The 26,474-nt window shown below is 72.3% G+C and carries 28 protein-coding genes and 1 pseudogene; 15 read left to right on the forward strand and 14 right to left on the reverse strand.

The annotated features are described in order from the left end of the window. The first annotated feature begins 166 nt into the window (after positions 1–166). The 4 genes from O7623_RS19620 (at position 167) to pheA (ending at position 3,281) form a co-directional block, all read left to right on the forward strand. Positions 167–919, forward strand: coding sequence for a hypothetical protein (locus O7623_RS19620; protein WP_282224479.1), 753 nt, complete (start codon positions 167–169; stop codon positions 917–919). Between the two features lie 177 nt (positions 920–1,096). Continuing rightward, the gene (locus O7623_RS19625; RefSeq protein WP_282224480.1) at positions 1,097–1,579 is read left to right on the forward strand and encodes a hypothetical protein; all 483 of its coding nucleotides are present in this window, start codon (positions 1,097–1,099) and stop codon (positions 1,577–1,579) included. A 141-nt stretch (positions 1,580–1,720) separates the two neighbouring features. Then, the gene (locus O7623_RS19630) at positions 1,721–2,314 is read left to right on the forward strand and encodes a hypothetical protein (protein WP_282224481.1); all 594 of its coding nucleotides are present in this window, start codon (positions 1,721–1,723) and stop codon (positions 2,312–2,314) included. A 10-nt stretch (positions 2,315–2,324) separates the two neighbouring features. Then, the gene (gene pheA / locus O7623_RS19635) at positions 2,325–3,281 is read left to right on the forward strand and encodes a prephenate dehydratase (RefSeq protein WP_282224482.1); all 957 of its coding nucleotides are present in this window, start codon (positions 2,325–2,327) and stop codon (positions 3,279–3,281) included. Between the two features lie 23 nt (positions 3,282–3,304). Here pheA and O7623_RS19640 read toward each other — a convergent pair whose 3' ends face one another. The 3 genes from O7623_RS19640 to O7623_RS19650 all read right to left on the reverse strand — a co-directional run bounded on the left by O7623_RS19640 (position 3,305) and on the right by O7623_RS19650 (position 4,965). Beyond that, positions 3,305–3,997, reverse strand: coding sequence for an AIM24 family protein (locus O7623_RS19640; RefSeq protein ID WP_282224483.1), 693 nt, complete (start codon positions 3,995–3,997; stop codon positions 3,305–3,307). 107 nt (positions 3,998–4,104) lie between these two features. Next, positions 4,105–4,458, reverse strand: a complete 354-nt coding sequence (locus O7623_RS19645; RefSeq protein WP_282224484.1) for a metallopeptidase family protein — start codon at positions 4,456–4,458, stop codon at positions 4,105–4,107. A gap of 75 nt (positions 4,459–4,533) precedes the next feature. Beyond that, the gene (locus O7623_RS19650) at positions 4,534–4,965 is read right to left on the reverse strand and encodes an OsmC family protein (RefSeq protein WP_282224485.1); all 432 of its coding nucleotides are present in this window, start codon (positions 4,963–4,965) and stop codon (positions 4,534–4,536) included. Positions 4,966–5,099: 134 nt separating this feature from the next. On the opposite strand from O7623_RS19650, the gene serS reads away from it, so the two are divergent. Further along, the gene (gene serS / locus O7623_RS19655; RefSeq protein WP_282224486.1) at positions 5,100–6,365 is read left to right on the forward strand and encodes a serine--tRNA ligase; all 1,266 of its coding nucleotides are present in this window, start codon (positions 5,100–5,102) and stop codon (positions 6,363–6,365) included. 723 nt (positions 6,366–7,088) lie between these two features. Here serS and O7623_RS19660 read toward each other — a convergent pair. Continuing rightward, positions 7,089–7,307, reverse strand: coding sequence for a winged helix-turn-helix domain-containing protein (locus O7623_RS19660; protein WP_282224487.1), 219 nt, complete (start codon positions 7,305–7,307; stop codon positions 7,089–7,091). 116 nt (positions 7,308–7,423) lie between these two features. Between O7623_RS19660 and O7623_RS19665 the strand changes: the two genes are divergently transcribed. From O7623_RS19665 to O7623_RS19675, 3 genes and pseudogenes are all read left to right on the forward strand, one after another. Then, positions 7,424–7,672 carry a hypothetical protein gene (locus tag O7623_RS19665; RefSeq protein ID WP_282224488.1) on the forward strand — a complete coding sequence of 83 codons (249 nt, stop codon included), beginning with the start codon at positions 7,424–7,426 and terminating at the stop codon, positions 7,670–7,672. 161 nt (positions 7,673–7,833) lie between these two features. Beyond that, positions 7,834–8,649: pseudogene (locus tag O7623_RS19670) on the forward strand (HAD family hydrolase); the annotation flags it as partial. Positions 8,650–8,653: 4 nt separating this feature from the next. After that, positions 8,654–9,478: an HAD family hydrolase gene (locus O7623_RS19675; RefSeq protein WP_282224489.1), complete on the forward strand. Its 825-nt coding sequence runs from the start codon at positions 8,654–8,656 to the stop codon at positions 9,476–9,478. Between the two features lie 27 nt (positions 9,479–9,505). Here O7623_RS19675 and O7623_RS19680 read toward each other — a convergent pair whose 3' ends face one another. Next, positions 9,506–10,135, reverse strand: coding sequence for a bacterial proteasome activator family protein (locus O7623_RS19680; RefSeq protein ID WP_282224490.1), 630 nt, complete (start codon positions 10,133–10,135; stop codon positions 9,506–9,508). 260 nt (positions 10,136–10,395) lie between these two features. Here O7623_RS19680 and O7623_RS19685 point away from each other — a divergent pair, with 260 nt between their 5' ends. Beyond that, complete coding sequence (locus O7623_RS19685) at positions 10,396–11,601, forward strand: ABC transporter substrate-binding protein (protein ID WP_282224491.1); 1,206 nt, start codon at positions 10,396–10,398, stop codon at positions 11,599–11,601. A gap of 10 nt (positions 11,602–11,611) precedes the next feature. On the opposite strand, the gene ddaH is transcribed toward O7623_RS19685, so the two are convergent. After that, entirely contained in the window at positions 11,612–12,442 is an 831-nt protein-coding gene (gene ddaH, locus O7623_RS19690; protein WP_348775095.1) for a dimethylargininase, read from the reverse strand. A gap of 68 nt (positions 12,443–12,510) precedes the next feature. Here ddaH and O7623_RS19695 point away from each other — a divergent pair, with 68 nt between their 5' ends. Beyond that, on the forward strand, positions 12,511–12,978 hold the full coding sequence (locus O7623_RS19695) for an Lrp/AsnC family transcriptional regulator (RefSeq protein ID WP_282229482.1): 468 nt from the start codon (positions 12,511–12,513) through the stop codon (positions 12,976–12,978). Positions 12,979–13,046: 68 nt separating this feature from the next. Here the strand turns inward: O7623_RS19695 and O7623_RS19700 are convergent, their stop codons facing one another. Further along, complete coding sequence (locus O7623_RS19700) at positions 13,047–14,129, reverse strand: hypothetical protein (RefSeq protein ID WP_282224492.1); 1,083 nt, start codon at positions 14,127–14,129, stop codon at positions 13,047–13,049. Positions 14,130–14,334: 205 nt separating this feature from the next. Here O7623_RS19700 and O7623_RS19705 point away from each other — a divergent pair, with 205 nt between their 5' ends. Continuing rightward, positions 14,335–16,605, forward strand: a complete 2,271-nt coding sequence (locus O7623_RS19705) for an FdhF/YdeP family oxidoreductase (RefSeq protein ID WP_282224493.1) — start codon at positions 14,335–14,337, stop codon at positions 16,603–16,605. Here O7623_RS19705 and O7623_RS19710 read toward each other — a convergent pair. The 6 genes from O7623_RS19710 to O7623_RS19735 all read right to left on the reverse strand — a co-directional run bounded on the left by O7623_RS19710 (position 16,583) and on the right by O7623_RS19735 (position 21,479). Then, on the reverse strand, positions 16,583–16,867 hold the full coding sequence (locus O7623_RS19710) for a DUF6457 domain-containing protein (RefSeq protein ID WP_282224494.1): 285 nt from the start codon (positions 16,865–16,867) through the stop codon (positions 16,583–16,585). The two genes, O7623_RS19705 and O7623_RS19710, sit on opposite strands and share 23 nt — an antisense overlap. After that, complete coding sequence (locus tag O7623_RS19715) at positions 16,864–17,478, reverse strand: NTP transferase domain-containing protein (protein ID WP_282224495.1); 615 nt, start codon at positions 17,476–17,478, stop codon at positions 16,864–16,866. Before O7623_RS19715 ends, O7623_RS19710 begins: the two co-directional genes overlap by 4 nt. Before the next feature lie 69 nt (positions 17,479–17,547). After that, positions 17,548–19,242, reverse strand: coding sequence for a DUF1996 domain-containing protein (locus tag O7623_RS19720; RefSeq protein WP_282224496.1), 1,695 nt, complete (start codon positions 19,240–19,242; stop codon positions 17,548–17,550). Positions 19,243–19,444: 202 nt separating this feature from the next. Further along, a complete protein-coding gene (locus O7623_RS19725) occupies positions 19,445–20,047 on the reverse strand; it encodes a class I SAM-dependent methyltransferase (RefSeq protein ID WP_348775166.1) in 603 nt (200 codons plus the stop codon). 59 nt (positions 20,048–20,106) lie between these two features. Beyond that, positions 20,107–20,808, reverse strand: coding sequence for a DUF2064 domain-containing protein (locus O7623_RS19730; protein WP_282224498.1), 702 nt, complete (start codon positions 20,806–20,808; stop codon positions 20,107–20,109). Then, positions 20,805–21,479 (reverse strand): glycosyltransferase family 2 protein, encoded by a 675-nt coding sequence (locus tag O7623_RS19735; RefSeq protein WP_282224499.1) that lies wholly within the window; start codon positions 21,477–21,479, stop codon positions 20,805–20,807. Before O7623_RS19735 ends, O7623_RS19730 begins: the two co-directional genes overlap by 4 nt. A gap of 146 nt (positions 21,480–21,625) precedes the next feature. On the opposite strand from O7623_RS19735, the gene O7623_RS19740 reads away from it, so the two are divergent. After that, positions 21,626–23,005 carry a hypothetical protein gene (locus O7623_RS19740; RefSeq protein ID WP_282224500.1) on the forward strand — a complete coding sequence of 460 codons (1,380 nt, stop codon included), beginning with the start codon at positions 21,626–21,628 and terminating at the stop codon, positions 23,003–23,005. 35 nt (positions 23,006–23,040) lie between these two features. On the opposite strand, the gene O7623_RS19745 is transcribed toward O7623_RS19740, so the two are convergent. Next, on the reverse strand, positions 23,041–24,105 hold the full coding sequence (locus O7623_RS19745; protein ID WP_282224501.1) for an NAD-dependent epimerase/dehydratase family protein: 1,065 nt from the start codon (positions 24,103–24,105) through the stop codon (positions 23,041–23,043). A 150-nt stretch (positions 24,106–24,255) separates the two neighbouring features. Here O7623_RS19745 and O7623_RS19750 point away from each other — a divergent pair, with 150 nt between their 5' ends. From O7623_RS19750 to O7623_RS19760, 3 genes are read left to right on the forward strand one after another with little or no spacing between them, the layout of a single operon-like run. Beyond that, a complete protein-coding gene (locus tag O7623_RS19750; protein ID WP_282224502.1) occupies positions 24,256–25,536 on the forward strand; it encodes a molybdopterin-dependent oxidoreductase in 1,281 nt (426 codons plus the stop codon). Beyond that, positions 25,533–26,015: a hypothetical protein gene (locus O7623_RS19755; RefSeq protein ID WP_282224503.1), complete on the forward strand. Its 483-nt coding sequence runs from the start codon at positions 25,533–25,535 to the stop codon at positions 26,013–26,015. Before O7623_RS19750 ends, O7623_RS19755 begins: the two co-directional genes overlap by 4 nt. Beyond that, positions 26,012–26,365, forward strand: coding sequence for a VOC family protein (locus O7623_RS19760; RefSeq protein ID WP_282224504.1), 354 nt, complete (start codon positions 26,012–26,014; stop codon positions 26,363–26,365). The genes O7623_RS19755 and O7623_RS19760 overlap by 4 nt, the downstream gene beginning before the upstream one ends. Positions 26,366–26,474: the final 109 nt, after the last annotated feature.

A 26,474-nucleotide genomic window follows, 5' to 3' on the forward strand; every position in this document is an offset into this window, starting at 1 on the left:
CTCGCAGCTTAGGGCAGTCGTTTGGCACCATCTGTCGAAAGAGTCGTTGGGTGAATAGGGCATTCATCCCTACTCACTCCGGCTCGGCGTCTTGCTTCAGTACCGGTGTCGCCACGTACGGTAGTGGGTAGTCCATCGTCCAGGGGACCTTTTGCCGGAGGTCGTGATGACTGTGTTCCATGAGCGCCGCGTACTGCCCGCCCAGCGGGCCCTGCCCCGCCAAGCAGAAGCACGGCCCATGGAGGAGTCTCCGCCCGGAATGCTGGAGGCCATCCGACCCTCGCCGATGGAGTGGGCCCGCCGCCGCCGCGCCGAGCGGGGCGCCCGCCGCATCGAGGCCGCCGGGGCCCGCGCCCTGCACCGCCTCGACCACCTCGGGCCCGCCTGGCACGTGGTCAACTGGCCGCGCACCGACAGCCCGGACCACGTACTCGGCCTGGACACCGTCGGCCGCGGTGAGCGCGCCGGTTTCCTCGCCATCGGCCCGAGCGGGCTGTTCGCGGTCACCGTCGTCGACCATGGACGCAGCCGGGTGCTCGTCGCCGGCGACGTCGTGCAGATCAACGGCAAGCGCCCGCCGTACGTCGCCGAAGCCCGCCGCGACGCCAAGCGGGCCAGCAAGGCGATGTCCGCCGCCATCGGGCACACCATCCCGGTCGCCCCGGTGCTCACCTTCGTCGGCTCGGGCGTGATCAGCGTCTACGGGTTGCCCAAGGAGTGCATGGTCACCACCCATCGGGAGCTGGACCGGCTGCTCATCGCCGGCGGCACCCGGATCAGTGCCGCCACCGCCGAGAAGCTGTCCCAGGTGGCCCGCCATCCGGGCACCTGGCTCAACGCTCCGTACCGCCCGGCCGCCGACTACCGGTGGTACGGGGCCGACCGAACGGCGGCTGACAAGCCTGCCGGCCGGCGGTAGCCTCGGCGCAGGCGCTGACCGCCTCCCTGCGACGTACATCCGCTGAAATCGGACATGTGACGACCGCGCGTGTTTGCAGCTTCCCGTCCCCTTGGTGGCTCTGACCGGCACCAGTCGACGGACGCCGCAGAGACCGGTTAGCGTTGCGGGTGTCCGGCGGAGTCAGGGGAGGCGCGGGTGGCGCACGTCGAGCTCTCAATCTCGGAACCGTTGGTGCCGCAGGCCCGCGAGCCGATGGAGCCGATGCGCACCGACAACTTTCAGCTCTGGGTCGCCACCGCCGCGGTCGCGTTGGAGCCGTGCCTGGTCATCGACCAGGACTATCGGATCGTCGCGGCGTCGCGCTCCTGCTGCGAACTGCTCGGCCTCGGCGATCCCGGCACAGTCGAGGGCAGCCCGCTGCTGGCCGGCCTGCGACTGGTCGACTTCACCGCCGCCCGCAGCGAACTCGACGAGACCGAAATCGACAAGATCCCGCCGCTGCTCGCGCTCACCTCGGGTCGACTCGCCCGAGGGCTGCTGCGCGTCGCCACCGCCATCGTCGACGGCCAGGGCGACGGCACCGTCGACGCGGTCGCCACTCCGGTGTGGAGCGGCAACAAGGTGGCCGGGTCGCTTACCTTCTTCGCCCCCATCTCCACCGCCTTCTCGGCCAGCTGACCGACCGCCCCGACCCGGCCGGGCGGATCCCGGCCGGACAGATCTCGGCCGGGCAGATCCCGGCCGGGACAGATCCCGCCGCAGCGGATCCGGCCGGGTCGCCGGGCCGACAGGCACCGTCGCAGCACCTACGATGAGCCGGTGACATCCGCGCTCCGGCCACGTCGGGGCAGCGGGCCGCAGCGGTCGCGGCGCAGCCTCCCGGCCTGGTGCGGTCTGCTGCTGATCAGCACCGTCGCCGTCGCCGGCTGCGGCCGACCACCCGAGCTCGCCGAGCCCGCGCCCGAGATCTCCCTGCCGGCCGGCGTCGGCGACACCGGCACGCCGTCGGCCGGGCCGACCCCGACCGGTGCCCCGACGCGGACGCCGACCACCACCCCGACGGGTGTGCCGACCCCGACCGCCACCGGTTTCCCGGTGGCGGTCGCCGTCGACTGCGCCGGTCGCCCCAGCGCCGACCGCGTGATCGGCGTACTGCGCGCCGACGGGCTGCTGCCCGCCGGCACACGGGCGAGCGTGCGGGTCGCACCACGCTGCGCCGGCAGTTGGCAGTACACCGTCGTGCAGATCCCCGAGCGCGAGCCGCTGCAGGTGGTCACCGAAGGAGCCCCGGAGTCGATCTCGCTGGTCACCGCCGGCACCGACGTCTGCGTCATCCCGGTACGGGTCGGCGCGCCGGCCGGGATCCGTACCCTCGCCTGCGAGTCGGTGCCGATCCCGCCGGCCACTCCGTAAGCTGGCCGGCATGTCCGTCGCTACACCGACCCGGTTCGCCTACCTCGGCCCGGAAGGCACCTTCGCCGAACAGGCGCTGCGGAGCATCCCTGCGGCGCAGCGCGCGGAACGGATCCCGGCCCGCAGCGTGCCCGAGGCGCTGGACGCGGTCCGCGCCGGGACCGCCGACGCCGCCCTGGTGCCGCTGGAGAACTCGATCGGCGGGGCGGTCGGAGTCACCTTCGACGAGCTGACCGGCGGCGACCCGCTGATGATCACCCAGGAGGTGGTGCTGCCGGTCGAGTTCGTGCTGGCCGCCCGCGACGGGATGGCGCTGGAGCGGGTCCGCAGCATCGCCGCGCACCCCCAGGCGTCGACCCAGTGCCGTGGCTGGCTGCGCCGACAGGTGCCGGATGCGACCGTGGTCGACGTACTGTCCAACGGGGCGGCCGCCGCCGGCGTCGCCAACGGCGAGTTCGACGCGGCGATCTGCGCGCCGATCGGCGCGACCGGACACGCGCTGACCGTACTGGCCGACAAGATCGCCGACCACGGCGACGCCGTGACCCGCTTCGTGCTGGTCCGCCGGCCCGGTCCGCTACCGGCGGCCACCGGCGACGACATCACCACGTTGGCCGTCTACATCGCCCACGACCGGGTCGGCGCGCTGCTCGCCGTGCTGATGGAGCTGGCGGTACGCGAGGTCAACCTGACCCGCATCGAGTCCCGCCCCACCGGTGAGGCCCTCGGCCGGTACGCGTTCTTCCTCGACTGTTCCGGGCACGTCGCCGACGACCGGATGGGCGAGGCCCTGCGCGGCCTGCACCGGGTCTGCGCCGACGTACGGTTCCTCGGGTCCTACCCACGGCACGACTGGCCGCCGGCCGGCAGCGGCCGGGCCGTGGACGGCCCGGCCCTGCGCGGTGACGACGGGTACGCCCGCGCTGCCGAATGGCTGGCCCGGATCCGCTCCGGCCAGCCCGGCTGACGGACGCTGGCTACTGCTGCCGGCTACTGCTGCTGGTGGCCGGCGCCGCGCACCGGCGGCTCCTCCGACGGCTGGACGATCACGAAGCCCTGCCCGGCGAAGCTCATCGTGAACGCCTCACCGGTGCGGCGGCCGAGCAGCGTACCGATGCCCAACTGCTCGGCCCGGTGGTAGCCGGTCTGCAGGCTGGCTGACCAGCAGACCGCCGCCTGCGGGTCGACGTACGTCGGCTGGTCCACGGTCAGCACCACCGGGGTGCCCTTGGTGGTGATGGCGAGCCGGCCCTGGCCGGTGAAGACGCAGTTGAACAGCCCGGCGGACGAGGCGAACCCCATCCCCTGCACCATCCGGATGTCGTACTGCAGGGTCGAGTCGAAGGCCAGCACGCTGGACCCGTTGATCGACAGCGCGTCGCCCGGCTCCAGGTCGATGATGTGCACGTCACTGGCCTCGTTGGCGAGGAACACGTCACCCTGACCGGTCAACTTCATCAGCGGTACGCCTTCGCCGGTGAGCCGCTGCTTGATGAAGTTGCCGAGCCCGCCCGAACCGAGCGCCTGGAACTGCACGTGGCCCTGGTAGGCGACCATCGACCCGGTCCGGGCCATCGCCTCCCCGTTGAGTTCGATCTTCAGCATCTTGGAGTTCTGCAGCCGCATGCCGGGCTGGGCCGACTCCTTCTCCAGGTGCTCGGCGGAGAACAGGGCACTGCGCATGGGGTTCCCTCCTGGTCAGGTTGATCGCCCCGAAGGGTAGGTGACCAGCGCAAGGAGGGTCATCGCCGAACCGGCCGGAGGCCGTTTCGAAAGGTCGGAGGCGGGGCTCAACCCCAGCCGAGGGCGTGCAGCCGTTCGTCGTCGATGCCGAAGTGGTGGGCGATCTCGTGGACCACCGTGATGGCCACCTCCTCGACCACGTCGGCCTCGGTGTCGCAGATCCGCAGAATCGGATTGCGGTAGATCAGAATCCGGTCCGGCAGTACCCCGGCGTAGTCCCAGCCCCGGCTGGTCAACGCATGCCCCTCGTAGAGGCCGAGCAGCTCCGGTTCACCGGCCGGGGTGTCGTCCTCGACGAGGATCACCACGTTGCTCATCAACCGGAGCAGCTCCGGCGGCACCTCGTCCAAGGCCTCCCCGACGAGCTCCTCGAAGCGTTCGCGGCTCATCTCGACCGGCATCGGTCCATTCTGCCGCACCGCTCGTCGCCGGGGACGACCTTGGACGTGGATCGGATCGTGCGCTTCGATGTGGTGTCAGACGGACAGGCTGGCGTTCAAGGTGATCTCGGCGCCCGGCGACAGCAGCCGGGAGATCGGGCAGTTGGCCTTCGCGGCCTCGGCCAGCTTCTGGAAGGTGTCCGGGTCGATGCCCGGGACCTCACCGACCGTCTCCAGGTCGATACGGGTGACGGTCATCCCGGCGTCGGTCTTGTCCAGGTGCACCGACGCGGTGGTCTGCACCGACGTCGGCGTGAAGCCGGCGTCCGCCAGGCCCTTGGAGAACGCCATCGAGAAGCAGCCGGCGTGGGCCGCCCCGATCAGCTCCTCCGGGTTGGTGCCCTCGCCCTCCTCGAAACGGGACTTGAACGAATAGTTCCCCTCGTATCCGCCCTTGCCGGTGCGGATGGTGCCGGAACCCTCGGTCAGATTGCCCTGCCAGCGGGCTGATGCGGTACGGATAGGCATGGCCATGACGCTAGCCCACGCCGATGGCCGGTGCGACGAAGCCCGGCGCAAAGGCCGACGCGCACCTGCACGCACACCGGCCTGCCGTAAACCTGCGCGCGAGGTGGCCGGCGCTGCCGGTATCGTTGGCTGCTGTGATCGATCTCCGCCTGCTCCGTGACGACCCGGACCTCTTCCGTGCCAGCCAGCGTGCCCGCGGTGAGTCCGAGTCCCGGGTGGACGATCTGATCGCCACCGACGAGGCCCGGCGTACGGCCGTGCAGGCGTTCGAGGCGTTGCGTGCCGAGCAGAAGCAACTCGGCAAGCGCCTGTCCCGGGCCGAACCGGCCGAGAAGCTTGAGCTGCTCGCCCGTACCAAGAGGTTGTCGGCGCAGGTGAAGGCGGCCGAGACCGCCGTGACCGAGGCCGAGCAGGCGCTACGCCGGGCGCAGTTGGCCTTCCCCAACCTGGTCGAGGCGGGCGCGCCGGCCGGCGGCGAGGACGACTACGTCGTGCTGCGCGAGGTCGGTGACCGGCCCGACATCGACAACCCCCGCGACCACCTGGCGATCGGCGAGGCGCTCGGCGCGATCGACGTCGAACGTGGTGCGAAGGTCTCCGGCAGCCGGTTCTACTACCTGACCGGCGTCGGCGCGCTGCTGCAACTCGGCCTGCTGCAGCTGGCCATCGCCCAGTCCGTCGAGTACGGCTTCACCCCGACGATCACCCCGGTGCTGGTCAAGCCGGAGTCGATGGAGGGCACCGGCTTCCTCGGCGAACACGCCAGCGAGATCTACCGGCTGGAAGCCGACGACCTGTACCTGGTCGGCACCAGCGAGGTGCCGCTGGCGGCGTACCACTCGAACGAGATCCTGACTCTCGACGGCCCGCAGCGCTACGCCGGCTGGTCGTCGTGCTTCCGGCGCGAAGCCGGGTCGTACGGCCGGGACGTGCGCGGCATCCTGCGGGTGCACCAGTTCGACAAGGTGGAGATGTTCTCCTTCTGTCCGCCGGAGCAGGCCCACGAGGAGCATCTGCGGCTGCTCGCCTGGGAGGAGGAGATGCTGGCCAAGGTCGAGATCCCGTACCGGGTGATCGACGTCGCCGCCGGCGACCTCGGCACCAGCGCGGCCCGCAAGTACGACTGCGAGGCGTGGGTGCCGTCGCAGGGCCGCTACCGCGAGGTCACCTCCACGTCGAACTGCACCACCTTCCAGGCCCGCCGGCTGAACATCCGCTACCGCGACGGCGAGGGCCGTGTCCAGCCGGTGGCGACCCTCAACGGCACCCTGGCGACGACCCGGTGGCTGATCCCGATCCTGGAGAACCACCAGCAGCCAGACGGTTCGGTACGGGTGCCGAAGGCGCTGCAGCCGTACGTCGGCGGCCGCGACGTCCTGGAACCCCTGGCCACCGCCTGACCGCTCCCTCTTGGCTGGGCGCAGCGGCGCAACTGGGGGTACGGCGGATACGGGTGGACGTGCCGTTCCGGCAGTTGCCGGTCGACCAGTCCGACGTCCGCTACCTGCACGGCCCTGATTCGCTCCGGCAGCCCGGCGTACCCGCCGGCCGGACCATCGAGTTCGGCTGGGCGGACAGCGCCGTCTACCCGGGTACGGCGCGGAAGTTCTGGGTGCACCTGCCGGCGCGTTACGACCCGTCGCGCCCTGCTGCTCTGCTGGTGTTCCAGGACGGCTGGTGGAACCTGGACCCGGCCGGCGAGGTCCGTGGTGCCGTCGTCCTGGACAACCTGATCCACAGGGGCGACCTCCCCCCGATGATCGGTGTGTTCGTCGACCCTGGATCCATGCCTGACGGCGCTGGCGCTGGTGACGGCGCTGGTGGCGGCGGTAGCGGCCCTGGTGGCGGCGGTAGCGGCAGACCGGGCACCGGGACATCAACTGGAACGAGCCGGAGCACAACTGGCTCGCCAGCAACCTGCACGTCGCGGCCGCCCTGGCCCAAGCGGGGTACGACTTCCGGCTGGTGCTCGGCGACAGTGGGCACCACCCGAACCACCCCGGCGTGCTGCTGCCGGACGCGCTGCGCTGGCTGTGGCGACCCGAGCCATGACCAGGTGACGCTGACGCACGTTAAAACGCGAGAATAACGTGCGTCAGCGTCACCTCGACGCGTGATCGGGCCTACTTCGGTTCAGCCACGAACACGCCGACGCCGTCGAGGGTCTCGGTCAGTCCGGTGGCACGGAGGATCATCATCGCCTTGCCGACGACGGTGTCCGAGACGCCGTAGTCGCTACACAGCTGGGAGCGGCTGGGCAGCTCGGTGCCCGGCGGCCACTCGCCAGAATCGATCTTTGCTCGGAGTTCGTCGGCAAGGACTTGGTACTGCTGCTTGGGCATGCTCACTCCCCGGATGGCATACCCATTTGATCACCGACCTCCAAACCTCACCGGTTGCACCTGGCGCATTGACCCACAACCGGTAGCGATTGTCGGTTGTCAACGAACGCTCCCGGATGGCTCTTGGGGCGCTCACCTCCGGTCGGGGCGGTCGGCGAGTCACGCCGTCGGGCGTACCGGCTGATCGCAGCCGCAACCAGCGACCGACCGCGTACCGGCCGATCCGACCCTGGCAGGTGCGCAGCCACCGCTTCCCGACGGTCCTGCGGCGCGGCGGCGGCCTGGACCCCGGCGAGCAGAACGACCGGATCAAGGACGCCCTGCGCCGCTGGCAGTCCAGCAACGCCGCCGCAGCCGGCCCCTGAACCGGTATCCAGCGGCGGACACCGATGCCTGGTCAGTGTGCACGCGGTCTTCGCGCGGAAGTCATGGTCAGGTCACGGAACGCGAGGTACGGTTGCTGCCCCGTCGACCAAGGAGATCATCGACCAAGAGATCGTCGACCTTGGGGATCAAGGAGGACAGCATGCCGCGCCCCGGCCTACCCAAGCTGATCGCCACGGACCTTGACGGCACACTGGTCCGCAGCGACGAGACCGTCTCCGCGTACACCCATGAGGTGCTCGACCGTGCCCGGTCGCTCGGTATCCCGGTCGTCGGGGCGACCGGGCGCGGGCCCCGGCTGATGGAGTTGACCCGCAACGACATCCGGGCCGCCGACTACCTGGTGATGGCCGGCGGCGGCCGGGTGGTGGACCAGAGCGACCCGACCGGGGTACGGGTGCTGCGCGACGAACGGCTGCCCGGCGACACCCTGGCCGAGATCATCACCCATTTGGAGGCGGCGGTCGGCCCGTTGACGGTGATGGTCGAGGCGTCCGACGAGCACGACGCCCCGCTGTGGGGCGACTTCGACCCGCACTGGCGCTACCCGGACCGGTTCGAGGCCCGTACCCGGGAGCAGTGCCTGTCCGGCGAGGTGATCAAGGCGTTCGCGCGGACCCCGTCGCACGACGTCGACGCGCTGCTCGCCGCCGCGATCCGGCTGATCCCGCCGACGCTGGCGACGGTCACCCAGGCCGGTCTCGGCTTCATCGAGATCTGCCCACCCGGCGTGGACAAGGCCAGCGGGCTGTCGGTGGTCGCCGAGACCCTCGGCGTCGACCCGGCGGACGTCCTGGTCTTCGGCGACATGCCGAACGACCTGCCGATGTTCGCCTGGGCCGGGTGGGGGCGGGTGGCGGTGTCGAACGCCCATCCGACCGTACGCCGAGCCGCCGATGAGATTACACTGCGTAATGACGATGACGGCGTAGCGATTTACCTGGATCGGTTAATGTCCGGTGATGGAAGTGCATCCACGCGTGGTCGCCACCGACCTCGACGGGACACTGCTGCGGCCCGATAAGTCGCTCAGCGCCCGCACCGCGGCTGCGCTCGACGCCTTCCGGGCCAGCGGCGGGCAGGTCCTGCTCGTCACCGGCCGACCGGTGCGCTGGCTACCCGCCGTGTACGAGCAGCTTCGCGAACCCGTACCGGCGGTCTGCGCCAACGGTGCCGTGGTCTACGACCCGCAGACCGACACCGTGCTGTGCGCCGACCCGCTCGCCCCGGAGATCATGGCCGAGGTCGCCCGCCGGCTGCGGGCCGAGGTGCCCGACGTCGTCTTCGCCGTCGAGGTCGAGGACGGCCGGCTGATGCGCCACGGCGTCGACTGGCCGGAGCACTGGAACAGCGACCATCCGACCGCCCGGGTCGTCACCGACCCGGCGGAACTGCTCGCCGCACCGGCGGTGAAACTGCTGGTGCGCAGCAGTCACGACGATCCGGACCTGTTCGTCCGGATCGTCGCCGGCGCGCTGGCCGGCATCGCCGAGGCCACCCACTCGTCGAAATCCGGGCTGGTGGAGATCTCGGCGGCCGGCGTGACCAAGGCCGCCGGGCTCGCCTGGCTCTGTGCCCGGCTGGGCGTGCAGGCCGCCGAGGTCGTCGCCTTCGGCGACATGCCCAACGACGTACCGATGCTGACCTGGGCCGGGCGGGCGGTCGCCGTGGCGAACGCCCACCCGACGGTGCGGGACCTCGCCGACGCGGTCACCGCGTCGAACGCCGACGACGGCGTCGCCGTCTACCTGGAGGAGCTCATGGCCCAGCGGCAGCAGCGCCGCTGAGCCTGAGACGCAGCGGCAGCGGCCGGCTCAGAGGTACTGGCCGGTGCGGGTGCCGCCTTCGCCGGGCTGACCGGGCTGGCCCGGCTGCCCGGGCATGCCGGGGATCATCCCGCCCGGACCGACCGGCAGGGCCTGCCGACCGCCGGTGCGCATCTGCTCCAGCTGCAGCCGGGCCGCCATCTGCTGGGCCATCAGCGCCGCCTGGATGCCGTGGAACAGCCCTTCCAGCCAGCCGACCAGCTGTGCCTGGGCGACCCGTAGCTCGCCCTCGCTCGGCGTCGCGCCGTCCTCGAACGGCAGGGAGATCCGCTCCAGCTCCTCGCGCAGCTCCGGGGCGAGCCCGTCCTCCAGCTCGGTGATCGACCGCTGGTGGATCTCCCGCAGCCGCTGCCGGCTGGCCTCGTCCAACGGGGCGGCCCGAACCTCCTCCAACAGCTGCTTGATCATGCTGCCGATCCGCATCACCTTCGCCGGCTGCTCGATCAGCCGCGACGGATCCTCCGGGTCGGCGGCATCGTCTTCCGCACCGCCGGCCGCACCCGCCCCGACGGTGCCGATCGGCCGGCCGTCCGGCCCGACCACCACCACCGCACCGGGCCGGCCACCGGTCGCTGCGGACTCTTCGGTCACTTCCGGGGCCTCTGGCGTATCGGTCATGCCATCCATCTTGACGCAGCATCCGCACCGCCCGCTCGGCGGTCCCCCGATCCCGCCGCCTCGGCTAGCCTTGGCCGGGTCCGCCCGGGCTAGCCTTGGCCGGGTCCGCCCGGGCTAGCCTTGGCCGGGTCCGCCCGGGCCCCGGCTGTCAGCCGCGCCGCCTGGTCAGTCACATAGCATTGACGCCGCCCGGCCGAGCGGGTAGAACGCCGGATGGGCCGTCGACCAGCCCCGTCGCACCCCTTGCGAGAGGACCCCCCGTGCCCCACATCGACCGCCGGCAAGCTCTGAAGCTGCTGGCCGCGCTCGGCGCCACCGGGCTGGCCAGCGCGTGCAGCATCGGCACGGGCGACGACTCGGCCGACGATGACGGCCTGGTCAGCGACGTTCCGGTACGGATCGGCCTCATCGTCCCGCAGACCGGCGGCTACAAGCCGATCGGCGACGAGATGCTCAACGGATTCCAGCTGTTCCTGGACAACAACCAGCGGCGCTTCGGCGGCCGGCCGGTCGACCTGGTGATCGCCGACGAGGGGGAGACCCCGCAGTCCGGCCTGGCGGCGGTCGAGTCGCTGCTGAGCCAGCAGGTGCTCGCGTTGACCGGGGTGGCCAACTCCGCGGTGATGCTCGCCATCCGGGACCGGGTGGAGGAGGCCCGGGTTCCACTGATCGGGTCCAACGCCTCCCCGCGCAACCTGCAGAGCGTCGTCTACATCTGGCGTACGTCGTACGTCGCCGACGAGGCCGGCCTGGCCCTCGGCGCGTACCTGGCCCGGGAGATCAGCGACGACGGCGAGGTCGCGATCGTCGCGGCCGACCAGCCGGCCGGCCGGGACCTGGTGCAGGGCTTCCGGGAGGGTTTCGGCACCGGTGACGAGCGGATCTCGGCTCCGGTGATCTGGGCGGACTCGACGCCGAACCCGGGCAGGGACACGTTCACCGAGCCGATCGAGGAGGTCGTCGACCGGGATCCGGAGGCGGTGTACTGCTTCTTCACCGGGACCGCCGCCGTCGAGTTCGTCCGGCAGTTGCGCGACGCCGGCTACGACGGGCCGATCTACGGGCCGGGCTTCCTGACCGAGGGCAACGTCGTGGATCAGCTCGGCGACGAGGCCAGTGGGATCATCACCGCGCTCAACTACTCCGCCGACCTGGACAACTCGGCCAACCTGCGGTTCGCCAGCGGCTACCGCAAGCGGTACGGGGCGTCGCCGACCACGTACGCGATGGCGTCCTACGACGCGGCGCACGTGCTGGACAAGGCGATCCGGACCGCCGGTCCCGGAGTGACGGCACAGGAGCTGAACCTGGCGCTCGGCCGGATCGGTCAGATCGACAGCCCGCGGGGACCGTGGCAGTTCAACCAGCCGCGTACGCCGCAGCAGAAGTGGTACCTGCGCGAGGTGCTCCGTGACGGCCCGGTGCTGTCGAACGTCCTGATCACCGAGCTGGCCACCCTGGGCTGAGCCGCACAGTTCAGCCGCGGAGCTCGGCGACGCAGCACTTCACGCTGCCACCGCCCTTGTGCAGTTCGGTGAACTCCACCGGGACCGGCTGGTAGCCGGCGGCGGCCAGCTTCGCGGCCATGGCGCTCGCCGCGTCGTTGAGCACCACGTGTCGGCCGTCGCTGACCAGGTTCAGGCCGAAGGCGAGCGCGTCGGCGCGACTGGCCAGCAGGGCGTCCGGGAAGAGTTGCCGCAGCACCCGCTGGGAGGCAGGGGAGAAGGCCGCCGGGTAGTAGGCGACGTTCTCGTCGTCGAGGACGGCCAGCGCGGTGTCCAGGTGGTAGAAGAGCGGGTCGACCAGCCGCAGCGACACCACCGGGCGGCCGAGCGTCTCCTGCACCCGTCGATGCGCGTCCGGGTCGGTACGGAAGCCGTAGCCGGCGAGGATCGTCCCGCCGTACGCCGTCGGCAGGTAGGCGAAGTCGCCTTCGCCCTCGTTGGTCTCGGTCGGGCGGACGTAGCGCCAGCCGAGCTCCTGGTAGAACTCGCGGTGTGCGCCCGCTTCGGCGGCCCGCTGGGGGTGGGCGAAGCGGGCGCCGTAGGCGGTGCCGTCGACGGTGAACGCACCGTTGGCGGCGTACACCATGTCGGGCAGGCCGGGTCGCGGCGGCAGTACCTGGACCTCGTGACCGAGCCCGGTCAGCGTCTCCCGCAGACACTGCCACTGCTTGAGGGCAAGCTCGGCGTCGACCGGCTGCTGCGGATCCATCCAGGGATTGATCGTGTACTCGACGCCGAAGTGCTCGGGCGGGCACATCAGGTAGACCCGCGACGGGTCGGTGGCGGCACGCGCGACGGTCACGGGAACCAAGAGTAGGTACGCTGTTACACAATAAGAAGCCACGATCGTTGCGCGTGAAGGGTCGAACGTTGCAGATCGACACCGTGGACCAGCGGATCATTGCGTCACTGATGGCCGATGCCCGCTCCTCGTACGCCGACATCGGAGCCCGGGTGTCGCTGTCCGCGCCGGCGGTCAAACGCCGCGTCGACCGGCTCCGGGCGGCCGGCGTGATCCGGGGTTTCACCGCCGTGGTCGACCCGGCGGCGGTGGGCTGGACCACCGAGGCGTTCGTGGAGCTGTACTGCACCGGGCGGACCACCCCGGCGCAGCTCGCCGCCGCCACCCGCCGCCACCCGGAAGTCGTCGGTGCCTACACGGTCAGCGGTCAGGCCGACGCCCTGGTGCACCTGCGCGCCGCCGACATCGCTCACTTGGAGCAGGCCCTCGAACGGCTGCGCGCCGAGTCGTTCGTCACCTCCACCCGCAGCATGATCGTGCTGTCCCGGCTGGTCGACGCCCCACCTCCGGTGGCCGTCCCGGACCAGCCGGCCTGACCAGCGAGCTCGGCGACACCCGCCGGCGCCGGAGATACATGCCGGCCGCCGGCAACACCCCGCCGGCGTCAGAGATACATGCCGGTACGGTGACCGCCGGTGTCGCCCCGCGACGGCTTGTCCCCGTCGCCGAAGAACCGCTTGCCGCCGAACTCGCCGTGCAGCCGGTCGTCCAACTCGTCGGCCAACCCGGTCATCACCTGGACGGCGAGCATCAGGTGGGTCGCCTGGAAGTTGCGGCCGAACACCGGGATCGACGCCCAGACGGTGTCGTTGGTGCAGTACAGCCGCCCGATCGGCATCCGGTTGGTCAACTCGGAGAGCTTCACGTACAGCTGTTCGGTCGGCTCCACCTCGGTCAGCACCGGTGAGAAGACGTCCACCAACGGTGGATTGTCGCGAATCCGGACGAAGACCATCGCCGAGCCGGCCCGGATGCCGATGTCCCCGTCGGCGTCGACGTGCAGGTGCTCCGGCGTACTGCGCATCATCGTCGCGACCACCGTGCGGACCTGGTCGTCGAGCGGCAGCGCGTCGGCCGGGTCGACCTCGTCGCCGTCGCCGACGAGGTCGTCGCCGGTGGGCAGGCCGAAGGTGTCACCGATCGACGACTGCGGCCGGGCGGTGCCCAACGGCTCCACCTCGATCGGCTCGTCGTTGGCGTCGTGCACCGCGTAGACGACGAACGCCGGATGCGGTGCGCCGTACACCTGACGCAGCGTGTGGGTGATCACCGAGGCCAGCCGGCTCACGTCGCCGGTGGTCGTGGTCAGCCCGAAGTTGTCCCCCGACCCGGCCACCACGCCCGGCGGGGACCAGCCCAGCGCGACCAGCTCGGCCACCGCGTCCCGGTTCATCCGGTACTCCGCCGGCAGGGTCGCGTTGCTCACCGCCGAGGCGTTCAGCCGGTCCTGCAGGCCGATCCGGACGCCCACCGAGTAGATCGCGTCTCCGGTGCCGGACGCGGTCGGGTCGAGGGTGAGCTCCACCTGGGCGCCGGCCGGCAGGGTCGGCAGCGTCGCGGCGAGCGCGGCGGCGAAGTCCCGCCACGCCTGGGTCACCTTCTCCCGCAGGTCGGCCGTGCTCGGCTCGTCGAGCAGGAGCGGCTCGGGCGCCGCCGGTTGGTCCCCAGTCGCCTGGTCCCCGCTCACCTGATCTCCTGTCGCCGGCACCTGCTCCCCCACCATGATCAACTCAGTCCCACTGTGCGCACACCCTACCCAGGTGAGCCACCGTGTCGGCTAGCCCCGGCGGCCGTCGGATTGCCGCCACCACCGCCCCGGGTGCCGCCGTACCGCCGCTGGCCTGCGCTTTCGGAGGTAGCCCGCCGGTCGCCGGCCGTGAGAGGCTGGCGACATGGCCCGTTCCGCCCCTCGAGACGACGCCGGTGACCGCGACCTGACCGTCGGCGAGCCGGCGACCAGCGCGGCCGGGCTGCCGGGCGTCACCCACGCGCTGCGCGCCGGCGTCGCGCAGATGGGGGTACGCCGTACCGCGCTCACCCTGGCCCGGGTGAACCAGCCCGGCGGCTTCGACTGCCCCGGCTGCGCCTGGCCGGAGCCGGCCGCGCGGCACCGCGCACACGCCGAGTTCTGCGAGAACGGCGCCAAGGCGGTCGCCGAGGAGGCGACGCTGCGCCGGGTCACCCCGGAGTTCTTCGCCGCCCACCCGATCAGCGAACTCGCCACCCGCTCCGACCACTGGCTCGGCCAGCAGGGCCGGCTCACCCACCCGGTGGTCCGCCGCCCCGGTACCGACCATTACACGCCGATCGACTGGGACGAGGCGTTCAGGCTGATCGCCGACCAGCTGCGGGCACTCGATTCCCCGGACCGGGCCGCCTTCTACACCTCGGGCCGCACCTCCAACGAGGCCGCGTTCCTCTACCAGCTGTTCGCCCGGTCGCTCGGCACCAACAATCTCCCGGACTGCTCCAACATGTGCCACGAGTCGTCCGGGGTGGCGCTGCTCGGCACCATCGGCATCGGCAAGGGGTCGGTCACCCTCGACGACCTGCACCGGGCCAAACTGATCGTGGTGGTCGGGCAGAACCCGGGCACCAACCACCCCCGGATGCTGTCCGCCCTGGAGAAGGCAAAACGCGACGGGGCCACCATCGTCGCGGTCAACCCGCTACCCGAGGCCGGGCTGATGCGGTTCCGCAACCCGCAGCGCCCCGGCGGGCTGGTCGGGGCCGGCACCCCGCTGGCCGACCACTTCCTGCAGATCCGCATCGGCGGCGACCTGGCTCTGTTCCGGGCGATCGGTGCCCTGCTGGTCGCCGCCGACGCGGTCGACGCCGACTTCGTCGACACCCACACCACCGGGTACGCCGAGTACCGCGCCAGCCTCGACGAGCTCGACTGGTCAGCGGTGACCGCCGCCACCGGGCTGGACCGGGCCCAGATCGTCGAGGTCGCGAAGCTGTTCGCCGACTCCGAGGCGACCATCGTCTGCTGGGCGATGGGGCTGACCCAGCGGCAGGACTCCGTCGACGCGATCCGCGAGATCGTCAACGTGCAACTGCTGCGCGGCATGATCGGCAAGCCGGGTGCCGGCCTCTGCCCGGTCCGTGGGCACTCCAACGTGCAGGGCGACCGCACCATGGGCATCTGGCACGAGCCGCCGGCCTGGTTGCCGGCGCTGGGCCGGCAACTCGGCGTACCGATGCCGACCGCGACCGGGTTGGACACCGTCGGCGCGATCCGGGCGATGCGCGACGGCGACGTCCGCGTGTTCATGGCCCTCGGCGGCAATTTCGCCGCCGCCAGCCCGGACACCGCCGTGACCGAGGCCGCCCTGGCCTCGTGCGCGCTGACCGTGCACGTGTCGACCAAGCTGAACCGTTCGCACGTGGTGCCCGGCGAGACCTCGCTGATCCTGCCCTGTCTGGGCCGCACCGAACGGGACCGGCAGGCCGGCGGCGAGCAGTTCGTCACGGTCGAGGACTCGATGTCGGCGGTGCACGCCTCCCGGGGCCGGCTCGCCCCGGCCAGCGACCAGCTGCTCTCCGAGGTGGCGATCGTCGCCCGGCTGGCCCGCGCCACGCTGCCCGACTCTCCGGTGCCGTGGGAGGCGTACCAGGCCGACTATCCGACGATCCGGGCCACCATCGCAGGGTCGGTGCCGGGCTTCGCCGACTTCGAGCGCCGGGTGGCCGCACCGGACGGTTTCGTCCTGCCGCACCCGCCCCGCGACCGGCGCACCTTCGCCACCGCGTCGGGCAGGGCCGCGTTCACGGTCAGCTCGTTGACGGTGATCGAGGTGCCGCCGGGTCGGCTGCTGCTGCAGACGATGCGCAGCCACGACCAGTACAACACCACGATCTACGGGCTCGACGACCGTTACCGGGGGATCCGGGGCGGGCGGCGGGTGGTCTTCGTGCACCCGGACGACCTGGCCGCGCTCGGGGTCGCCGACGGTGACGTCGTCGACCTGGTGTCGGAGTGGTCCGACCAGGTCGAACGCCGGGCGAAGGCGTTCCGGGCGGTGAGCTATCCGACGGCGCGTGGCTGCGCGGCGGCGTACTTCCCGGAGGCGAACGTGCTGGTGCCGTTGGACTCGACGGCCGCCGGTTCGAACACCCCGACGTCGAAGCAGATCGTCATCCGTCTGGAGCGGGCCTGACCTCGCCCGGCGCCGGCCCGACCTCGCCGCCGCCGCCGTAGGCGCGCGCCAGGGCGGCCAGCCGGGTGCCGGCTTCGACCGGGTCGGCGCCACGACCAACCGCCAACCCCAACAGGTACGCGGTGACCGGCGCACCGGGGCGCAGCACGTTGTGCGCCACGTCGCGGGCCAGGTCCAGCACCACCGGCACCGGCACGTCACCCGGGTCGAGCCCCAGTTCGGCGCTGGCCACCGCCAGCCAGTTCGTCATCGTGTCGCTCAACGGATCCACTCCTGCGCCTGCCGGACGTCGCGGTCGGTGTCGCAATCGAACCACGGTGGCGGGCCGGCGTCGCGCCAGGTGACCTCAGTGACGGTCAGGTCGTCGAGCAACGCGCGCATCGATGCCCCGACCACGGTGCCGTCGCGTCGTCCGGCGAGTCGGTCGATGGCGGCCTGCAACCGGGCCGTCCGCCACACTCCGCAGAGCAGTTGCCGCCGGCCGGTGTCGTCGACGTACAGCGCCCCGTCGACGTCGTGCCCCCGGACGGCGTCGACGAGCAGGTCCACCGCGTGCGGGGTGAGCAGCGGCAGGTCGCCGGCGAGCAGCGCGACCAGGTCACCGCCGGTGGTGGCGGTGCCCGGGGCGAGCGCGGCCAGGCCGGCGGCGGTGGCGGCGACCGGACCGGCGCCGGGCGGATCCTCGCGTACCGTCGCGACACCCGGCGGCGGGTCGGCGGGCGGGCCGACGACGACGCGCGGGTCGGCGTGCGCGACGGCCGCGAGCACCCGGTCGCGCATGGCCACCCCACCCACCGGTACGCCCGGTTTGTCCACACCGCCCATCCGGCGCGCGGCCCCGCCGGTCAGCACCACCGCCGCGAATCCGGTCATACCGTCCACCGTAGTCGACCGCCCGCCCCGTCGAGGTCTGCTGGGCGGGCGGTCGACCGGCGGTCCGGGTCACCGACAGCTACGGCCGGTGTTGATGCACTTGGCGATCTTCCGCATCTGCTTCTCGGAGTTGACGTTGATGAAGTCGTTGTGGTCCGAGAACGGGTTGTGGTCCTCCTCCGGGAAGGAGTCGAGCAGATACTGGCCCTTGAGCTGGACGTCGCGCGGGATGTCGTACGCGATGGTGATGCGCAACTGGGGGATCGCCACGAAGCCGCTCGGGCAGGCCCCGGTGGTGGCGTCGGCGAACGACAGATGCGACCGGTGGTTCTCACTGTCGATGTTCTCGCCGTCCCAGCAGCCGGGGAAGTCGTGCACCCGCAGAACCTGGCTGCCGTCCGGGCAGATCGGGTACTTGCCGGCGAGCCGGTCCTCGAAGCCGGAACAGGTCCAGCTGTTGCGGGCGTTCGCCGGGCCCCGGCTGATCGGCTTCGAGTCACCGGTCAGCGCGCGTAGGAACCGGGGCATCGGGGTGACCTTGCTGGCGGGGTTGCCCCGGTACTCGATGCGCACCTCGGCGGGTCGGACGATCTCGCCGGTGTTGCCGGGCAGTTCCAGGTTCGGGCCGGACGGCACCGGCAGCTCCGCCGCCTCCCCGCCCTGGCCGGGGTTGTCGCCAGCGTTGCCGTTGCCGTTGTCGTCGTTGCCGCCGGCGTCGTTGCCGGGGTTGCCGGCCAGGGTGCAGCCGGCCAGTGGCGTCAGGTTGGTCGGCCGCGCGGCGTTGCGGCCAATCGCGATCTCGATCCGGTCGAGCGTGGCGAACCGCTTGTCCCGCAGCGGCCCCAGGATCGCGTTGTCGATGAAGTTCGGGCCGCCCTGCCCGGCCGTGGTGACCAGACGTGCGTTGGCCTCGGCGATCTGCTGGTCCAGCAGCTGCAGGTTCCGGTCCACCTCGGCGGCTGCCTGCGGCGGCACCGCAGGCAGCCGGTCCCGGACACCGGGGCAGTCCACGGTCGGTGTGGCGAGCGGACTCACCGTCGCCGCGCTGCCGGAGTGCCCGCCGTGCGTCCCGCCGTAGTAGACGGCACAGTCGACCATCGACACCATCCCGGTCGGCCGGGCGCCGTGCCGGCCGAGTTCGGTGGCGATCCGCTTCAGGGTCTCGGCGCGGCGGACCCGCAACCAGTCCAGCACCGCGTTGTTGCGGCGCACGTCGATGCCCTCGCTGCCGGCCAGCCGCCGGTTCGCCTCGGCGATCTGTTCGTCGAGCGCGATGAGGCCACGCCGGACCTCGACGACTGCCGGGGACGGCACCGACGGCAGCCGGTCGATGGCCCGTGGGCAGGCGACCGTCGCCGGGCCGGGGTCCGCAGCCTGGTGCCGGACGGACCGGTCGATCCGGACCACCGGCCAGAAGTACGACGACCGGTCGCCGTTGCGGCACGTCGTGTCGGAAGCGGCCAACGCTTCGTCGCTGGTGTCGGCGGTGATCGCCAGGTTGCCGACGAAGTCGTGCAGGTGCTCGGCGCCGTGGCTGATGCCGGGCTGCGCCACCGGGTTGTCGGAGCTGAACTTGCCGTTGGCGTTCACTCCGCAGTCGACGGTGAACACGCCGGTGGACGCGTTGCGGCCGGGCGCAATCGCGACCACGTTCGGTGCGACGTTCTGGATGCGGACGAAGTCGTCCAGGCCGACCTCGGCGGCGGCGGTGTTGCGTCCGCCACCGGAGACGAAGGTGACTGTCGCGACAGCACCGATGCTCACCACGGCTATCGACAACGTGACGGCTCGGGCCTTGCCGGTTCCGATCGATCGGAACCGGCCCGGTGATGTTCTCATTCGCGCTTCTCCCTACCTTGCGCCGCATGTCTCCTGCAGCCGTGCCGGCCGCTGGTTGCGCTGGTGGGTACGCGGTGGGCAGGTGTGCGGGTCGGTGATCCGGCGGCACGTAAGCACCCGGTAATACCTAGGGCCGCAGCTCGCCGAACCAGCGTCCATCGACGCGGAACAGGTCGCCCACGGTCAGGCCGCTGCCGGCGGCGGTGTCCCGTACCGCCGCGACGTCCAGGCGCGCCCACTGGAAGACCGGCCCCGGTCGGGGTCGGCCACGTCGGGCCACAGTGGCCACGTACGCGTGCCCACGCCACAGCCCCACGCCGGGCGGCTCCAGCTCGACCAGCACGGTCCCCCGCGAGTGGATCAGCGTGCGGCAACGGCGCAACAACGCGACCGGGTCGCCGCCGATGCCGATGTTGCCGTCGAGCAGGACGGCATGCGCCCACCGGCCCTCACCGGGCAGCCGGGCGAACAGGTCCTGGTGGATCGCGACCACGCCACGGGACCGGGTCGAGGCGACCGCCTGCGCCGAGACGTCGACCCCGAGTGCGGTCACTCCGGCCCGGGCCAGAGCGGCGGTGACCCGACCCGGCCCGCAGCCGAGATCGAGCGTCGGGCCACCGCAGCGGGCCACCACCGCCTCGACCGCCGGCTCGGCCGCACCGTGCCACCGCCGTACCGGCAGTCGCCGCCGCGTCCCGTCACCCTGCACCAGCCAGTGCCCGCCGGGCACGACGGCCCCGAGCGGAGCGACGAAGCCGCTGTCGGCAGCCCGCTGCCGGACGCCGATGGTCACCGATCGGCCTCGGCAGCCATCGCCGGCCGGGCCCGCCACACCGCCGCGACCTGGCGGGCGAACCGGCTGTCCGGCACGCGCCGCGCCACGGCCACCGCGTCGGGCCACTCGTCCACGTCCCGCAGCGCCGGCAGGCGGGCCGGGGCCAGCCCGCGACCCCGCAGAGCAAGCCAGGTGCGGTGCCCGGTGTCCGGGGTGGACATGGGTACGGTCCGGAGCACGTCCGCGTCGCGCGGATCCCGCAGGCCCAGCGCCCACCAGCCTCCGTCGGCGGCCGGGCCGAGCACCGCACCGGCGTCGGTCAACAGATCGACGGCCGACGCCAACCGCGCGGGCGTCAGCTGTGGCGTGTCCATCCCGATCTGCAGCACCTGCCGCTCCGGGTAGGCGGCCGCCACGTCGGCGTGTGCGTTCGCCAACCGGTCGGCGAGCCCGGCACCCCGCTGCGCCAGCACCCGCCAGCCGCCGGTCGCCGCCGCCAGCTCGGCGGCCGTAGCGGCGGAGACGTCGGCGTCGGCGAGCCGACCGGCCAGGGCCAGCACCGGCTCGACCCCGGCGGTGTCCCGTACCGCCGCCATCGTGTCCAGCAGCGCCGCCGCCGCGATCCGGGCCGCATCGGCCGGCGTCGCCGGTGGGCAGAGCCGGGTCTTCACCAGCCCGGCGACCGGCGACTTCGCCATCACCAGCAGGACGGTCACCGGGCGTTGCCCACCGTACGCAGCACGCCGACGAAGTCCCGGGTCGCGCGGTACGTGCCCCGCACGGATCCGGAGACCTTCGACCGGGTGCCCGCCGCCCGTGGCGCGTACCGGACGTCCAGCTCGACGATCCGCCAGCCGGCACCCGCCGCCCGGACCAGCAGCTCCAGCGGGTAGCCGAACGCCCGGTCGGTCACCCCGAGGTCCAGTAGCGCCTGCCGGCGGGCCACCCGGATCGGGCTCAGATCCCGCAGCGGTACACCCCGGTGCCGCAGCAGCGCCGCGACCAGCGCGGTGCCGACGCGGGCATGCCAGGGCCAGGCCGACACCGAGACCGGCCGGCGGCGGCCGACGGCCAACTCCGCCCGGCCGGCCGCCACCGGCTCGACCAGCGCCGGAAGTTGCCGAGGGTCGAACGAGCCGTCCGCGTCCAGGACGCACACCAGCTCGGTGGTGGCGGCCAACAGGCCGGTGTGGACGGCCGCTCCGTATCCACGGCGGGGCTCGTGCACGACCCGGGCCCCGTGCGCTGCCGCCACCTGCGGCGAGCCGTCCCGGGACCCGTTGTCGACGACGATCGCCCGGTAGCCGGGCGGCAGGGCGGTGAGTACGCCGGGCAGGGCGGCGGCCTCGTCGAGGCAGGGCAGCACCACGTCGATCGGTGTCGGCATACCGCCGACGCTAGGGCGTGCCACCACCGTCCGGTGGCCCGTAGGTGCTTACGGAATCCTTACGCGACGGTCGGTTCTTACGGCTCCCTTACGGCCGCGTCGCCACCCATCGACGGGCCCACCGCAGGCCGTACGGTGCGCGAATCATGATGTCCACTCCCTCGCCGACCGCCGTGCGGCGGCCCGCCCGCGCCGACCTGATCGTGCTCGGTGTCGAACTGGCCCTGATCGCCACCGCCGTCGTGGTCGGGGTGGTCCTCAACCGGCGCGGCGTCGGCCTCTACGCCGAGACCGCCCCGATCTACGCCTTCTGGCGGCCACACGTCGGCTGGGGTACGCCGGTCGCGGTGGCCATCGCGGTGGTCGTGGTGGTCTGGGGCGTACGGTGGGCGCGGACCGCCCGCTGGGGTCCGTTGCTCGGCGTCGGCTACCTCGCCGCCGTCGCCTGGACCCTGGCCCTGGCGCTGGTCGACGGCTGGTCCGTCGGGGTCGCCAAGCGGCTCACCAACCAGGCGGAGTACCTGCACGAGGTGCACCGGATCACCGACATCCCCGCGATGCTGGCCGGCTTCAGCGGACGGATCGTCGACTTCCAGCCGGAATCGTGGTCGACGCACACCGCCGGTCATCCCCCCGGCGCGCTGCTGGTCTTCGTCTGGCTGGACCGCATCGGCCTCGGCGGCGGTGCCGCGGCCGGCCTGGCCTGCATCCTGATCGGCGCGACCATGGTGGTCTCGATCCCGGCGGCGCTGCGTTGGCTCGGTGCGGCCGACGCCGCCCGTACCGTCCTGCCGTTCCTGGTGCTGCTGCCCGGAGCGGTCTGGATCGGCGCCTCCGGCGACGGCGTCTTCACCGGTGTCGTCGCCGCCGGGCTGGCGCTGCTCGCCGCCCGGCATCCGGTCGCACCGCTCGCCGGTGGCGTCCTGCTCGGCTTCGCGCTCTACCTGTCGTACGGGTTCGTCCTGATCGGACTGCTCGCCGTCGCGGTACTGGTGCTGCGGTCCGGCCGGTTCCTGCCGGCGCTGCTCACCGCCGCAGCCGGGGTCGCCGCCGTGGTCGCCACCTTCACCGTCGCCGGTTTCTGGTGGTGGGACGGCTACCAGCTGGTCGTGGTGCGCTACTACCAGGGGTGGGCCGCCGAACGTCCGTACGCCTACTGGGTCTGGGCGAACCTGGCCGCGATGCTGCTCTCCGCCGGGCTGGTCGCCGGCCCGGCGCTGCGCCGCACGATCGTCGCGGCCCGCCACGCCTGGCGCGGCCCGGCCGGCGACGGCACGGTGGCGCGCGGATGGCGGTACGCCGTGACCCGGCCCACGATCCTGCTGCCGCTCACCGCCGCGCTGGCGATCGTCGCGGCCGACCTGTCCGGGTTGAGCAAGGCCGAGGTCGAACGGATCTGGCTGCCGTTCGTCGTCTGGCTGCTGATCGCCACCGCCCACCTGCCGGCGCGCACCCACCGGTGGTGGCTGGCCGGGCAGGCGGTGACCGCGCTGGCGGTCAACCACCTGCTGCTCACCTTCTCCTGATCTGTACCGCGCCCCACGCCTCGGTCGTCGGCGGGTCAGCCGACGCCGACCGCCGGTGCCCGCAGCGGATCGGTGGCGAACGCGGCCACCCCGTCGGCGAACCGGACGCTCGCGGTGAAGCCGAGCAGTTCGGTGGCGCGGCGGGGATCGGCCACCACGTGCCGTACGTCGGCCGCCCGGGCACCGCCGACGATCACCGGCGCAGGTCCGCCCATCGCCGTGGCCAACGTCCCGGCGAGCTCGCCGACGGTCCGGGGCTCGCCGGAGCAGACGTTCAACGGCACCAGGTCGCCCACCGGCGGCTCGGCGACCAACGCCCGGACGTTGATCCGAGCGACGTCGGCGACGTGGACGAAGTCGCGTTGCTGCCGACCGTCCTCCAACACCTGCGGCGGCCGGCCGTCGGCCAGCGCCGACCGGAAGATCGAGGCCACCCCGGCGTACGGGGTGTCGCGCGGCATCCGAGGGCCGTACACGTTGTGGTAGCGCAGTGCCCAGCAGCCGCCGCCGGTCTGGCGGGCCCACGCCGCAGCCAGATGTTCCTGGGCGAGCTTCGTCGCCGCGTACGTGCTGCGCGGCTCCAGCGGCGCGTCCTCCGGGACCGTCGTCCACGACAACGCGTCGCCGCAGCGGGGGCAGCCCGGGTCGTACCGGCCGACAGCCAGGTCCGCCGGGCGGCGCGACTGCGGCCGTACGACGCCGTGCCGGCCGCAGGTGTACCGGCCCTCGCCGTACACCACCATCGAGCTGGCCAGCACCAGCCGCGTCACCCGGGCCCGGTGCATCGCGGCGAGCAGGACCGCGGTGCCGTAGTCGTTGTGGCCCGCGTATCCGGGGGCGTCCGACGGGTCGAGGCCGTGGCCCACCATCGCCGCCTGGTGGCAGACCGCGTCCACGCCGGGCAACAGCCGGTCGAGCAGCCCGCCGTCGCGGACGTCGCCACGGACCAGGTCGTGCCGACTGGTCCACTCGGGAGGTTCGCCACCGTGGGCCTGCGGCAGCAGCGCGTCCAACGCCAGCACCTCGTGCCCGTCGTCGACCAACAGGTCGGCGATGTGCGAACCGATGAACCCGGCCGCGCCGGTGAGCAGTATCCGCATCCGGTCACCGTACGGCCGGTCGCGGCCGGCGAGCACCGCCAGTGTTTCCGCGTAAGGAATCCGTAAGCGCCGGAGCGGCCGTTCCGGCCGGTCGCGACGATTAGCCTGCTGGCACCCGGTCGGTACCGAGACCGTCCCGAGGAGACAATCGTGCCTGTCGACGAACCCGCACCAGCGCCGCCACCGCCGCCGCCGGCCGCCGGTGCCGCCGGCTCCACGGAGGCCACCGGCGCCACCGTGCTCGTCCGGTGGCGCAGCCCGCTGCGCGGGGCCTGGCTGACCTCGGTCCTCGGCGCCGTCCTGCTGGTCGGTCTGCCGCTGGTCATCGTCACCGGGCTGCTCGACCACGTCGCCTACGGGCCGCAGGCGATGCCGGCCGACGTGGGCTGGCTGCGGCTGCCGCCCTTCGACTGGCCGACCCGGCCGTCCTGGCTGTTCCGGGTCAGTCAGGGCCTGCACGTGGCTCTCGGCATCGCACTGGTCCCGGTGATCCTGGTCAAACTCTGGTCGGTGATTCCGAAGCTGTTCGCCTGGCCGCCGGTCCGCTCGGCGGCACACGCGCTGGAACGCATTTCCCTGCTCCTGCTCGTCGGCGGCATCCTGTTCCAGACCGTCACCGGCGTGCTCAACGTGCAGTACGCGTACCTGTTCGGTTTCGACTTCTACACCGCCCACTACTTCGGGGCCTGGGTGTTCACCGCCGCGTTCGTCGTCCACGTCGCGCTCAAGCTGCCCCGGATGATCGCCGTACTGCGGTCCCGACCCGACCGCGCCGAGCCCGACGAGTTGGTCGCACCGCGCTCCGGTCCGGCGACCATCAGCCGGCGCGGGCTGCTCGCCCTGACCGGCGGCGGGTCGCTGCTGCTGGCCGTGACGACGGTCGGGCAGAGCCTCGACGGCCCGTGGCGGCGACTCGCGTTCCTGCTGCCCCGGGGCCAACAGCCCGACGATGGTCCGAACGGCTTCCCGGTCAACCGGACGGCGGCCGCCGCCGGCATCCGGCACGCCGACACCGGCCCGGACTGGCGGCTGGAGCTGCGCGACGCCGCCGGCCGGACGGTACGGCTGGACCGTGACCAGTTGCTCGCCATGCCGCTGCACACCGCCCGGCTGCCGATCGCCTGCGTGGAGGGCTGGTCGACGCTGCAGACCTGGACCGGCGTACGGCTGCGTGACCTCGCCGCCCTCGCCGGGGTGCCGGAGCCGACGTCGGCCCTGGTCCGCTCGATCCAGCGCGGCGGACTGTTCAACAAGGCCATCCTGCAGCGCAACCAGGTCCTCGACGGTGACTCGCTGCTGGCCCTGCGGGTCAACGGGGTCGATCTGTCACCGGACCACGGCTTCCCGGCCCGGATCATCGTGCCCGCACTGCCCGGGGTGCGGTGCACGAAATGGGTACGCGCCATCGAGTTCCAGGGACCGCGCCGATGACCCGATTCAGGTACGGCGCACCGCTCTGGCAGCTACCGCTGCTGGTCGGCTGTTTCACCGTCGCCGGGTGGGTCGTCGCGCGCCTGTCCGGTGAGGCCACGGCCGTACGGATGGCGGTCTGGTTCGTGGCCGCGGTCGTCGCCCACGACCTGATCCTCTATCCGCTCGCGGCGGCGGCCGACCGGGTCCTGGTCGCCGTCGCCGGCATCGGCGGCCGGCTCCGACCTGCCGTACGGCGGGCGATCGTGAACCACGTCCGGGTCCCGACGCTCGGCGCGGCGCTGCTGTTCCTCGTGTACCTGCCGGGCATCCTGCGGCTCGGCGACGGTGCCTTCACCCGCGCCACGGGCCTGACCCAGGAGCCGTACCTGCGCCGCTGGCTGCTGGTCAGCGCGGCGATGTTCGCCGCCAGCGGCCTGCTGGCCGCCGCGCGGCTGACGCTGCACCGCCGCGACCGCGGCGGTAGTTTGACCGGATGATCGGACGACTCTCGGCGGTCGTGCTCGACTGCCCGGACCCGCAGCGGCTGGCCCGGTTCTACTGCGAGCTGCTCGGGTACGAGATCACCCGGGTCGACGGAAGTTGGATCGACATCTCCGACGGCGACGGCCCACGGATCAGCTTCCAGCACGCCCCCGACCACCAGCCGCCCCGCTGGCCGGACCCGGCCCGGCCGCAGCAGATCCACCTGGACGTGCGGGTCGACGACATCGACCGTGCGGAGCAGGCCGTGCTCGCGCTCGGCGCCACCAAGCTCTCCGACGTCGAGCCGGGCTTCCGGGTGTACGCCGACCCCGCCGGCCACCCGTTCTGCCTCGAATTCGACTAGTCTGTCCTTGAATTCGACTGGACCGTCCTTGAACGCGACTGGGCCAGCACAGTTCGACTGGCTCCGGCACCCCGGCCACCACCAACACCCTGTTGGCGCAGCAACCTCG

It is taken from the genome of Solwaraspora sp. WMMD791 (assembly GCF_029581195.1).
GTDB lineage: Bacteria > Actinomycetota > Actinomycetes > Mycobacteriales > Micromonosporaceae > Micromonospora_E.